The organism is Mesorhizobium sp. M1406 (assembly GCF_040317555.1).
Classification (GTDB): Bacteria; Pseudomonadota; Alphaproteobacteria; order Rhizobiales; family Rhizobiaceae; genus Mesorhizobium.
The window spans coordinates 61,827-73,926 of the sequence record NZ_JAMYKW010000028.1 but is presented as its reverse complement, the minus strand read 5'-3'; the positions used below and the strand labels follow the sequence as shown (position 1 = coordinate 73,926).

9 protein-coding genes are annotated in these 12,100 nt (G+C 62.4%); 4 read left to right on the top strand and 5 right to left on the bottom strand.

Translation table 11 applies throughout. The features are described 5' to 3' along the window. Nucleotides 1-201: 201 nt before the first annotated feature. Nucleotides 202-1,992: an aspartate--tRNA ligase gene (gene aspS, locus NKH03_RS21800; protein ID WP_352970464.1), complete on the top strand. Its 1,791-nt coding sequence runs from the start codon at nucleotides 202-204 to the stop codon at nucleotides 1,990-1,992. Between the two features lie 105 nt (nucleotides 1,993-2,097). Here the strand turns inward: aspS and NKH03_RS21795 are convergent, their stop codons facing one another. After that, nucleotides 2,098-3,288: an aq_1923 C-terminal domain gene (locus tag NKH03_RS21795; protein ID WP_352872831.1), complete on the bottom strand. Its 1,191-nt coding sequence runs from the start codon at nucleotides 3,286-3,288 to the stop codon at nucleotides 2,098-2,100. A 327-nt stretch (nucleotides 3,289-3,615) separates the two neighbouring features. Here NKH03_RS21795 and parC point away from each other — a divergent pair, with 327 nt between their 5' ends. Both parC and NKH03_RS21785 read left to right on the top strand, forming a co-directional pair. After that, complete coding sequence (gene parC / locus NKH03_RS21790) at nucleotides 3,616-5,868, top strand: DNA topoisomerase IV subunit A (protein ID WP_352970462.1); 2,253 nt, start codon at nucleotides 3,616-3,618, stop codon at nucleotides 5,866-5,868. Nucleotides 5,869-6,115: 247 nt separating this feature from the next. Beyond that, nucleotides 6,116-7,333, top strand: coding sequence for an AI-2E family transporter (locus NKH03_RS21785; protein ID WP_352970460.1), 1,218 nt, complete (start codon nucleotides 6,116-6,118; stop codon nucleotides 7,331-7,333). A 15-nt stretch (nucleotides 7,334-7,348) separates the two neighbouring features. On the opposite strand, the gene NKH03_RS21780 is transcribed toward NKH03_RS21785, so the two are convergent. The 3 genes from NKH03_RS21780 to NKH03_RS21770 all read right to left on the bottom strand — a co-directional run bounded on the left by NKH03_RS21780 (nucleotide 7,349) and on the right by NKH03_RS21770 (nucleotide 9,750). Further along, nucleotides 7,349-8,245 carry a DMT family transporter gene (locus NKH03_RS21780; RefSeq protein ID WP_352970458.1) on the bottom strand — a complete coding sequence of 299 codons (897 nt, stop codon included), beginning with the start codon at nucleotides 8,243-8,245 and terminating at the stop codon, nucleotides 7,349-7,351. Between the two features lie 129 nt (nucleotides 8,246-8,374). Next, nucleotides 8,375-9,139, bottom strand: a complete 765-nt coding sequence (locus NKH03_RS21775) for an arginyltransferase (protein ID WP_352872835.1) — start codon at nucleotides 9,137-9,139, stop codon at nucleotides 8,375-8,377. A gap of 140 nt (nucleotides 9,140-9,279) precedes the next feature. Next, on the bottom strand, nucleotides 9,280-9,750 hold the full coding sequence (locus NKH03_RS21770; RefSeq protein WP_352970455.1) for an RDD family protein: 471 nt from the start codon (nucleotides 9,748-9,750) through the stop codon (nucleotides 9,280-9,282). Between the two features lie 210 nt (nucleotides 9,751-9,960). Here NKH03_RS21770 and sthA point away from each other — a divergent pair, with 210 nt between their 5' ends. Next, nucleotides 9,961-11,349 (top strand): Si-specific NAD(P)(+) transhydrogenase, encoded by a 1,389-nt coding sequence (gene sthA / locus NKH03_RS21765; RefSeq protein WP_352970453.1) that lies wholly within the window; start codon nucleotides 9,961-9,963, stop codon nucleotides 11,347-11,349. A gap of 26 nt (nucleotides 11,350-11,375) precedes the next feature. Here sthA and NKH03_RS21760 read toward each other — a convergent pair whose 3' ends face one another. Then, the gene (locus NKH03_RS21760; RefSeq protein WP_352970451.1) at nucleotides 11,376-12,044 is read right to left on the bottom strand and encodes an alpha/beta hydrolase; all 669 of its coding nucleotides are present in this window, start codon (nucleotides 12,042-12,044) and stop codon (nucleotides 11,376-11,378) included. Nucleotides 12,045-12,100: the final 56 nt, after the last annotated feature.

Sequence of the window (12,100 nt, the reverse complement as noted above, 5' to 3'; positions counted from 1 at the left end):
AAAGCATCCTTCAAAGAATCAGATGCTCTCGACAGATTCAGCTCCTAAACCCCTTGTCACGCGTTAACTCACCCGATTGCCCTGCTGCCCAACGCCGCTTGCCTTGACAAATCAGGCCTCCCATGCGCTTTTCGCGCAAATTTTCCGGCCGGGCTGTAATGCTTCGGCCCGCAACCAGCACCCCGGACTTTACCAATGACAATGCACCGTTACCGCAGCCATACCTGTGTCCAATTGAGGAAGAGCGACGTTGGCTCGACCGTTCGCCTGTCGGGCTGGGTGCATCGCGTGCGCGATCATGGCGGCCTGCTCTTCATCGACCTGCGCGACAATTATGGCCTGACCCAGATCGTCGCCGATCCGGATTCGCCGGCCTTCAAGGTTGCCGAGACCGTGCGGGGCGAGTGGGTCATCCGTGTCGACGGCGAGGTCAAGGCCCGCTTGCCCGACACCACGAACGCGAACCTGCCGACCGGGGAGATCGAGATTTTCGCCCGCGAGATCGAAGTGCTGTCGGCGGCCAAGGAATTGCCGCTGCCGGTGTTCGGCGAGCCTGACTACCCCGAGGATATCCGACTGAAATACCGTTTCCTCGACCTGCGCCGCGAGACGCTGCACAAGAACATCATCGCGCGGACAAAAATCATCGCCGAAATGCGCAGGCGCATGGGCGAGGTTGGTTTCACAGAATTCTCGACGCCGATCCTGACCGCTTCCTCGCCGGAAGGCGCGCGCGACTTCCTGGTGCCGTCGCGCATCCATCCCGGCACCTTCTACGCGCTGCCGCAGGCGCCGCAGCAGTACAAGCAGTTGATCATGGTGTCGGGCTTCGACCGCTATTTCCAGATCGCGCCCTGCTTCCGCGACGAGGATCCGCGCGCCGACCGTCTGCCCGGCGAATTCTACCAGCTCGACCTCGAAATGAGCTTCGTCGAGCAGGACGACGTGCTGTCGACCATGGAACCGGTCATGCGCGGTGTGTTCGAGACCTTCGCCAACGGCAAGCCGGTGACTGAGAAATTCCAGCGCATCCCCTATGATGTGGCCATGCGCAAATACGGTTCCGACAAGCCGGACCTGCGCAACCCGATCGAAATGCAGGCCGTCTCCGACCATTTTCGCGATTCCGGCTTCAAGGTGTTCGCCAATATCCTGGCCAACGATCTGAAGGCCGAGGTGTGGGGCATTCCGGCGAAGACCGGCGGCAGCCGCGCCTTCTGCGACCGCATGAACTCCTGGGCGCAGGGCGAGGGTCAGCCGGGGCTCGGCTACATCTTCTGGCGCAAGGAAGGCGACAAGCTCGAAGGCGCCGGCCCACTCGCCAAGAACATCGGCGAAGAGCGCACCGAGGCGATCCGCCTGCAACTCGGCCTTGCCGAAGGCGACGCAGCCTTCTTCGTCGCCGGCGATCCGAAGAAGTTCGTCTCCTTTGCGGGTGCGGCGCGCACGCGCGCCGGCGAGGAGTTGAACCTTGTCGACCGCGAGCGCTTCGAACTGTGCTGGATCGTCGACTTCCCGTTCTTCGAATGGAACGAGGAAGAGAAGAAGATCGACTTCGCTCACAACCCGTTCTCGATGCCGCAAGGCGGCATCGATGCGCTGAACGGCGAGGATCTGCTCGGCATCAAGGCGTTCCAGTACGACATGGTCTGCAACGGTTTCGAGATCGCCAGCGGAGGCATCCGCAACCATCTGCCCGAAACCATGGTCAAGGCGTTCGAAACGGTCGGGCTCGATCGCGCCACGGTCGAGGAGCGCTTTGGCGGTCTCTACCGCGCCTTCCAGTATGGCGCGCCGCCGCATGGCGGCATGGCTGCCGGTATCGACCGCGTCGTCATGCTGCTGGTTGGGGCGAAGAATCTGCGCGAAGTGACCATGTTCCCGATGAACCAGCAGGCCTATGATTTGTTGATGAGCGCGCCCTCGGAAGCGAGCCCGCAGCAGCTTCGCGAACTGGCGCTGCGCGTGGCTCTGCCCAAGAAGGACGCCTGATCGCGCTTCGGGCGATGCTTTAAAGAACTGTCCGAACCGACTCTTTCGATTCACTAAAAAGCCCGGCATCGCTGCCGGACTTTTCGCATCTTGAGGTCGCTTCGATCAGTCCTCGTTGGCCTTGACGGTGACGCCGAGCGTCTTCGGCAGGTCGAGCGGGTTGGACATGGCGCCCGCCATGATCAGCGCGAACGGGACCGATGCCGGCGGCTCGGCCGAGATCTCGAGGCTCTTCGGATCGTCGAGATATTTGCCGACCGCGGCCGTGACCTGCGCCGTCAGTTCCGGGTTGTTGAGCTGCGCCATGCCGAACGGCACGATCGCCTTGGCCTGGTTGGCGATGTCCTTGCCGGACATGCCTTGCTGCTTGCCGACATAGTCCAGCACCTTGTTGGTCAGCGAATCGTCGTCGAAGCGGATCGAGGCGCTGTTGAACGAAAGCTGCTGCAACAGGCCGAGCATCGCCATGCCCTGCGCCGAATTGTCGGCGCCTTCCGGCTGTGCCGCCATCTTCTTCTGCATTTCCTGCAGCGACTTGATGAAGTCCATCGTGTAGCCGCCGAGATCGAAGGTCATGCCGAACGTGCCGGCATTCTCGACGGAGATGTCGTATTTCGACAGTTCCATCTTGCCGTCCGAGGGCTGCCAGGTGCCGGCCATCTCGAGATTGCCCGCGATGTTCTGGTAGCCGAGCGCGTTGATGACTTCCTTGGATTTGGGATCGTCGACCAGCGTCAGGTCGGCGTTGAACTTTTCCGTGGTGGCGCTGAATTCCATCGCCTTGCCGTCAGCCGGCGGGGTGATCTCGATGGCGAGCCCGTCCATCGAGAAGGCGGTCTTGTCGGCGACCTTGACGGTCATGTTCGAGAGTTCGGCGGACTTGTACATCATCAGCGATCCCAAGGGGCTGGTCGCGCCGTCGGCCGGAACGGTCATGTCGTGGATGACGAACGGGCTGAGATCGAGGGTGACGCCGTCCTTGCTGTGTTCGAAGGCCGCCGTCGACACGGTGGCGATGTCATAGCCGCCATTGGCCTCGGTGACGCCTTCGAGTTTGACGTCGCCGATGGCGAGGGCTTCCTTTTCCGCCGCCGGCTTGATGGCAACGCCCTGCAGCACCATGCTGGCGTTGTCACCGGTCACGCCGGTCCAGGAAATGTCGACACCCTGGGCGGCAAGGGCTGCCTTCAGCCGGTCGGCGACTGCCGCGTCCTGTGCAAGGGCGGCGTTCAGCGGCAGCGTGAGCAAAAAGGTCGAAAAGGCAAATTTCTGGAGAGTTGAGCGTTTGATTGTCATCGCAAGGTCCCTGAGAGTGTTCTGAAATTCTTTTTCAATTCTTTGCGCCATCACCATTCCGTGACGAACTGGACCGGAAAAAGGCGTATCCCGGCACATTGGTCGAAAATCCCGGCGAAAGGCAAACCCGATCCCACCGTCTTTGCGCAAACCGGTGAATTTGTCATGAAGAGCCGGCTGCCGGATATCATCGCGCTTGGCCTTAGAACCCGCATGTAACAGGCTGATGTTGGTCGACATCCCTTGGCGTATGGTTTCATGTTGCAGAAGGTCCGGCATAGCCGTCTGCCTCTTGCCGCGAATCACCCGCTCGGCTAGTCCCAGCCCATGGGAAAAAGGCTTTTGCCGCCTGAAAATGGCGGTGGCGATCATATCGAGCCGGTCGATCTGAAGAAGGCGCTGGAAGAGCGTTATCTTGCCTATGCGCTGTCGACCATCATGCACCGGGCGCTGCCCGACGTGCGCGACGGACTGAAGCCGGTCCATCGCCGCATCATGCACGCCATGCGCCTGCTGCGCCTCAATCCGGACCAGGGCTTTGCCAAATGCGCCCGCATCGTCGGCGAGGTGATGGGCAAGTTCCACCCGCATGGCGACCAGTCGATCTATGACGCGCTGGTGCGGCTGGCGCAGGATTTTTCGATGCGCTATCCCCTGGTCGACGGGCAAGGCAATTTCGGCAACATCGACGGCGATAACGCCGCCGCCATGCGCTACACCGAAGCGCGCATGACCGATGTGGCGACCGAACTGTTGTCGGGCATCACCGAGGACGCCGTCGACTTTCGGCCGACCTATAATGAAGAAGATGAGGAGCCGGTGGTTTTGCCCGGCGCCTTCCCGAACCTGCTGGCCAACGGCTCGTCCGGCATCGCGGTCGGCATGGCGACATCGATCCCGCCCCACAACGCGGCCGAGCTTTGCGACGCGGCCCTTCACCTGATCGAGCATCGCGACGCGCCGGTGGCGAAGCTGATGGATTTCGTCCAGGGCCCGGATTTCCCGACTGGCGGCATCATCGTCGACAGCCGTGCCTCGATCCTCGAAGCCTATGAAACCGGTCGCGGCGGCTTTCGCGTCCGCTCGAAATGGATCCAGGAGGACCAGGGCAGGGGCACCTGGAGCATCGTCGTCACCGAAATTCCCTATGGCGTACAGAAGGCGCGGCTGATCGAGAAGATCGCCGAGCTGTTGATGGCACGCAAGCTGCCGTTGCTCGAGGATATCAGGGACGAGAGCGCGGAAGACATCCGTGTCGTGCTGGTGCCGAAGAGCCGTTCGGTCGACCCCGGCATCCTGATGGAATCGCTGTTCAAGCTGACCGAACTCGAAAGCCGCTTCCCGCTCAACATGAACGTCCTGTCGCGCGGCAAGGTGCCCAACGTGCTGTCGCTGAAGGGCGTGCTGCAGGAGTGGCTCGAGCACCGCCGCGAGGTTTTGGTCCGCCGCTCGAAACATCGGCTTGGCGAGATCGAAAGACGGCTGGAGATCCTTGCCGGCTACCTGATCGCCTACCTCAATATCGACGAGGTGATCAGGATCATCCGCGAGGAGGATGAGCCAAAGCAGGTGATGATGGCCCGTTGGTCGCTCACCGACACCCAGGCCGAAGCCATTCTCAACATGCGGCTGCGCGCACTGCGCAAGCTGGAAGAATTCGAGATCCGCAAGGAATTCGACGGCCTGAGCGCCGAGAAGAAGCAGATCGAGGCGCTGCTTGCTTCGAACGAGAAGCAGTGGGCGACGATCAAGTGGGAAGTCACCAACATCCGCGACAAGTTCGGTCCGGAGACCGAACTTGGCAAACGCCGCACCCAGTTCGCCGACGCGCCCGAGCATGATCTGACCGACATTGCCCATGCCATGATCGAGCGCGAGCCGGTCACCGTGGTCGTTTCGGAAAAGGGCTGGCTGCGGGCAATGAAGGGCCATCTGGCCGATCTCTCGACGCTGACCTTCAAGGAGGGCGACAGCCTCAAGCTCGCCTTCCATGCCCAGACCACCGACAAGGTGCTGGTCTTCACGACCGGCGGCAAGTTCTACACCATCGGCGCCGACCGGCTGCCAGGTGGGCGCGGCCATGGCGAGCCGATCCGCATCATCGTCGACATGGACAATGACCAGGACATCGTCACCGCCTTCGTTCACGATCCGAAGCGCAAGCTGCTGTTGGCCTCGCATGATGCCAACGGCTTCATCGTGCCCGAGGAGGAAGTCGTCGCCAATACCCGCAAGGGCAAGCAGGTGATGAACGTCAAGGCGCCGGACGAGGCCAAGCGCTGCATTCCAGTTACGGGCGATCACCTCGCCATCGTCGGCGACAATCGCAAGATGCTGGTGTTCGCGCTCTCCGAAATTCCGGAGATGGGCCGCGGCAAGGGCGTACGCCTGCAGAAATACAAGGACGGCGGCCTTCTCGACCTTAAGCCGTTCACGCTGGAGAGCGGTCTCACCTGGCAGGATTCAGCCGACCGCACCTTCACTCGATCGCGTGAGGAACTGGCCGAATGGATCGGCGCCCGCGCCTCGGCCGGCCGCATGGTGCCGAAGGGATTCCCGAGGACGGGGAAGTTTGGGTAGTTAATCTCCCCCCTCGAGGGGGAGATGTCGCCGAAGGCGACAGAGGGGGTCGGAACACCCGGGCTCGACCTCCTGCCTTTGAATAGAGGAGGTCAGCGCTTCATGCGCGGCGACCCCCTCTGGCCTGCCGGCCATCTCCCCCTCAAGGGGGGAGATCAACAGCTCCACCCAACCATTTGGACTATCGTCACGATTGCTGCACTATGTCAGTGCATAAGCGGGAAGGGTGTTTGGGAGAGGCAGGCGTTTGAAGGAAGCAAAAATCCAGAAACCGGAACGGCAGCAGCGCCTGTTCGGCCTGTCGACGCCGTTACGGGCCGCCGTCATTCCGCCGCTGTCAGCGGCGCGCTGGCTGCTGGTGCTGATCGTCGCCGCCGGCGTCTATTTCTTCCACGGCTTCCTGTTTCCGGTGCTGGCGGCGCTCGTCATCGCTTTCGCCAGCTGGCCGCTCTACCGCCGCCTGCTTGTCGCGGTCGGCGGCAACCGCACCATCGCCGCGACCTTTGCCATCCTCTTCATCCTCGCCTTCCTGGTGATTCCGATCGCCTTCGCCGGCACCTATGCGATCAACGAGGTCCGCGAGTGGGTCGCCTGGGCGATCGAGACCAACCGGCATGGCGCGGTGACGCCGCACTGGATCGCCACCATGCCTGTCGTGGGCGAGTGGCTGAACGAGCAATGGACGACCAATTTTGGCCATCCCGGCGGCATTGGTGAGCTGATCCAGCTGGTCAGCGGCGCTAACATCGGCAGCATCTACCGCGGCGTGCTGGCGGCTGGCGGCAGTGCCTTCGGCCTGCTCCTGACGCTGCTGTTCATGATGATCGCGCTGTTCTTCGCCTATCGCGACGGCGAGCACTTTGCCGGCCAGGTCGACCGCCTCGGCGAACGCATCTTGCCGACCAGATGGGAGCGGATCTCGCGCGTCGTGCCGGCGACGATATCGTCGACCGTGACCGGCATGACCGTCATCGCCATCGGCGAGGGGCTGGTGCTGGGTATTGCCTATTGGCTGGCAGGCGTGCCGTCGCCGGTGACGCTCGGCGCCCTGACCGGCGTCATGGCGCTGATCCCCGGCGGTGCGCCACTGTCCTTCACGCTGGTCTCGATCTATCTCGCCGCCAGCGGATCGCCGATGGCCGGGCTGGCGCTGTTTCTATGGGGCGCGGTCGAACTGTTCATCGTCGACAAGACACTGCGTCCGAAGCTGGTCGGCGGGCCGATAAAACTGCCCTTCCTGCCGACGTTCTTCGGTCTGATCGGCGGCGTCAAGACCATGGGGTTCCTCGGCCTGTTCATCGGCCCCGTGCTGATGGCCCTGTTGGTCGCAATCTGGCGCGAATGGCTGCGCGAGGTGGAACTGGCCGACGAAATCGCGCTTGGTTCGCCGGCCGAAATCGAAGCTAGCCCGCAAATCGAGGCCCTGCCGGAACCCGACCTGGCCAAGAAGAAGGCCAGCGGCTGATCCCGAAAGGTTGCGCTACACCGGATGATGCACCGCAAGGTCACTACGACGCCTGCGGCCCTCGTTCAGTTGCCAGAACGAATGCGCGATTAACGTGACGATCAGGATCCCGCCGCCGATCAGGCTGTTGCGGGTCGGTGTTTCGTCGAAGATCATCCACACCCAGACCGGCGCCAGCACCGTTTCGAGCAGGTAGAACATCGCCACTTCAGGGCCCGAGATGTATTTCGGCCCGTTGGCGAGGCAGAAGAACGAGATCGGCATGATGACGGCGCCGTTGAAGATGATCCACCATGGCGCCTCCACCTGAAAGCCGGTCTTGGAGACCATGAACGCCGCCAGCCCGAAAGGCAGGATGACGCCGATCAGCGCGGTAAAGCCCATGTCCTTGCCGCTGGCACGCGAGATGGTGATGGCGCAAGCGATCAGGAAGGCCGAACACAATGCCATCAGGTCGCCGAACAGATATCCGGTGCCGACGGAATCGCCGACGATGATGGCGACGCCGACTATCATCGTTGCCAATGCCGCAAGGGTCAGTGGCCGCGGCCGTTCTTTCAGGAACACCCACGACAGCAGCGCGGCGAACATGGTGGTGAAGGCCAGGATGAAAACCAGGTTGGCGGTCGAGGTGTTGTAGACGCCGGTGATGAAGGCGATCGCGCCGAGCCCGTAGATCGCGGAAACGATCAGGCCCGACCAGCCCGGAATGAGCTGTGGCGCATTTTTGCTGAACGAGCGCCAGATGGTCCACACGATCAGTGCGGCGGCCAAGGTGCAGGCGGTGCGCAGCAGCAAGATCGTCCACGCCTCGCCGTGGGCGAGCCGGATCAGCGGGATGTCCACGGTAAGCGTCAGCCCGCCAAGCGCGGTGAGCAGAAGTCCTTTGGTGTGAGCATCATGAGACGACATGCGGTGGCTTTCGCAATGAATTCGGGAGCGGACGGCGGATCGGCGCAATTGCACACTCTCCGCCAAGCAGCGGAAAGACCCAGCATCATTTCGGTTGAAATGTTTAGGCCCGGACTTGGGAAAGAGTAACTAGCGTAAAACCGCTTCGTTGGTGTAGCGCTCCCAGCCTTTCGGGCCGAGATGCTCCTGCGGCATGAAGCGCATCTTATAATTCATCTTGCGCGAGCCGTTGACCCAGTAGCCGAGGTAGACATGGGGCAGGCCCATCGCCCTGGCGCGGGCGATGTGGTCGAGGATCATGAACGTGCCGAGCGATCGCTCCTCGAAATCGGGATTGAAATAGGAATAGACCATCGACAGGCCGTCGGCCATCTTGTCGGTGAGCGCCACCGCGATCAGCTCGCCCTGGCCCTTGCCAGTGATGAACGTGTCGGGGCCGCGCCGCCGATACTCGATCACCTTGGTGTCGACATGGGTATCCTCGACCATCATGGCATAATCGAGCACCGTCATGTCGGACATGCCGCCACGGCGGTGGCGCGCATCGAGGTAGCTGCGGAACAGGGAATATTGCTCGGTCGAGGGCTCGGCATTGTGCATGTGGCCGACGAGGTCGGAATTGTGCTGAAGCACGCGTTTCATGTTGCGGCTGGCGACGAATTCCTGGGCGAGGATGCGGACCGAGACACAGGCGCGGCAGGTCTCGCATGCCGGCCTGTAGGCGATGTTCTGCGAGCGCCGGAAGCCGCCTTGCGTCAACAGGTCGTTCATCTCCGCGGCCTTGTCGCCGACCAGATGCGTGAACACCTTGCGCTCGAACTGGCCGTCGAGATAGGGGCACGGCGATGGCGCGGTCAGGAAGAACTGCGGCGACTGGGTCGGATGCTGCGTCATCGAGCCTTGGAAACACTCCTTCGAATCGCTCTACCTTTGGCGCGGACGGCGAAAAATTCAACAGGATTGTGAGGGCGTGGTCGACTCGACGCCTTCACATTTGCGCTTAATCGATTGCGACTGCTCTTCAGAGGGCCGTTTCAGCGGTCGGTGCGGCTGACGATGGTACCAAGCAAAAGGTCGTGCAAGGTGCGCTTGCGGTCGGAAAACAGCGTCACCAGCAGCACCAGCGGCGACAGGATGACGTTGCCGGCCCAGAACAGCACCGAATGGACGACCGCGGTGAGACCGTCGATCGGCCTGCCGTCGAGCCGGTCGAGCCGGATGCCCATCAACTTCATGCCCGTGGTGGCCTGGTCGGCACTGCCCAGCGTGTTCCAGATGTAGAGGATGGCGACGGCCGGCACCAGGATGCCGAACAGCATCCAGCCAAGGCCGAGCGTCAAAAGCCCGAGGAAGAACACCAGTATGGCAAACGGAATGGTGAGCAGCGCGACAATGATATAGTCGATCACGAAGGCCAGGACACGCTTCGTGCGCACGCCGTCATAGGCCCTGACATCGTCGAGCCTGCTGGTGATGATTTCGCCGTCGAGAACGCGCGCGTTCATGTCATTTCCTCGTAATAGGGGCCCGGCATAGGGTGCGGGCCGCTCACCAATGAAATGGTGAAGACTTGTAGCGGAATCAAGATCGGGCTTTTTGCGGCGCGCAAGCTCATTCGGCGTCAGATGCAATCCGAATTGGTTGAATTTGCGGTGCGGATGGCATTAGCTTGCTGCGGCGCAACAAAGCGCTCAGGGGCGGGGGAACGGGGCAATATGGATTACGACATGCTGGTCATCGGCAGCGGCCCCTCCGGCCGCCGCGCCGCGGTGCAGTCGGCCAAGCTCGGCAAATCGGTTCTGGTGGTCGACCGCGGCCGGCGCCTGGGCGGTGTCTCCGTGCATACCGGCACCATCCCGTCGAAAACGCTGCGTGAAACGGTGCTCAACCTGTCCGGCTGGCGCGAGCGTGGCTTTTACGGGCGCGGCTACCGGGTAAAGCAGGATATCTCGGTCGGCGACCTGGTCGAGCGCCTCCACAAGACGCTCGACCACGAGGTCGAGGTGCTGCAGCACCAGTTCATGCGCAACACGGTCAAGAGCGCCCGCGCCGCGGTAAAATTTCTCGGCCCCAACAAGGTCAGCCTGACCACCGACACCGGCGATTACAGCGAGGTCGGTTTTGCCAATGCACTGATCGCGGTCGGCACAAGGCCGCACCGGCCACGCGAGGTGCCTTTCGACAAGACCCGCGTCTTCGACAGCGACGAGATGCTGGAGCTTGACCGCTTGCCGCGCACGCTGACCGTGATCGGCGCCGGCGTCATCGGCGTCGAATACGCGACGATCTTTTCCGCGCTCGATGTGCCGGTGACCTTGGTCGAGCCGCGCAGCTCCATCCTCGATTTCGTCGACCGCGAGATCGTCGATGATTTCATCCACCAGATGCGCGATCGCGGCATGACCATCCGGCTTGGCAGCGCGGTGAAGGAAATCCGCTCCAAGCCGGACGCTGCCGAGGTGGAACTGGCCGATGGCCGCACCATCCGTTCCGAGGTCGTGCTCTACGCCGCCGGCCGCACCGGCAATGTCGGCAGCCTTGGCCTGGATGTCGTCGGCATCGAGGCCGACTCCAGGGGGCGTATCAAGGTCGATCCGCAATCCTTCCAGACCAGCGTGCCCAACATCTACGCCGCCGGCGACGTTATCGGCTTTCCGAGCCTAGCCTCGACTTCGATGGAGCAGGGCAGGGTGGCGGCCTGCCATGCTTTCGGCGTGCCCTTGCCGCCGCCGCCGGAGACCTTTCCATACGGCATCTACGCAGTGCCGGAAATTTCGACGGTCGGCCAGTCCGAGGAACAAGTGCGCGAGAGCGGTGCGGCTTATGAGGTCGGCGTGGCGCGTTTTCGCGAGACCTCGCGCGGCCACATCATGGGCGTCAACACCGGCTTCCTGAAGCTGTTGTTCTCGATCGAGACGCGCCGCCTGCTCGGCGCGCATATCGTCGGCGAGGGCGCCACCGAACTCATTCACATCGGCCAGGCGGTGATCAATCTCGGCGGCACGGTCGACTTCTTCGTCAACAACACCTTCAACTATCCGACGCTCGCCGAAGCCTACAAGATCGCCGGGCTGGATGCCTGGAACAGGATGGGACGAGGGTAGACAGGCTGGTCATGCTGGTGAGCTCGTCAGCCTGCCTGCGCCACCGCCGCCGATCCCGACAGCCATTGCCTGACGATTGCCGCGTCGGCGCTGCCGAATTCGTGACCCCATGGGACAATCCGGGCATCGATCTCGGCGCCGTGCTTGCTGAGGAGCGTGACGAGTGCCGGCGCGAAGGGCGCGTAGGTGAGATCCGCGGCACCGGCGATGATCAGCACCCGCGCCTTTGACAGATCCGCCGCCGGCACGTCATCGAGCACCGGCATCGGCCGCAGCAGTGCGGCGCGTTCGACTAGGCCGGGATGCAGCAGCATCAGGCTCGAAACCAGATTGGCGCCGTTCGAATAGCCAAGGAAATTCGTGCGGGAAAGGTCGAGATGGTGGCGCGTGGCCGCGTCGGTGACGAAGCCCGCAAAGGCATCGGTCTCGGTGCGGATGCTGTGCTGCTCGAAGCGCGTCGGCGTGATGCGCGAGAACCAGCGGAAACCATCCTCCTGGACAATGCGGCCGCGCACCGCGATCAGCATCGCACGCGGCGCGATCTCTCTTGCCAGCGGTACCAATGTCGTCTCGTCGACACCCGACCCATGCAGCAGGAAGAAGCATTCGCCGGTAGAATCCGCCGGGCAGTAAAGGCGGTAGCGGAAGGCAAGATCACGCTGTAACGCACCATCCTGTGAGGTCTCTCCAGTCATTGCCTCATCCTTTTGATTTCATGATGACTTCGGTCAGTTTGCCGGCTTCAAAACGC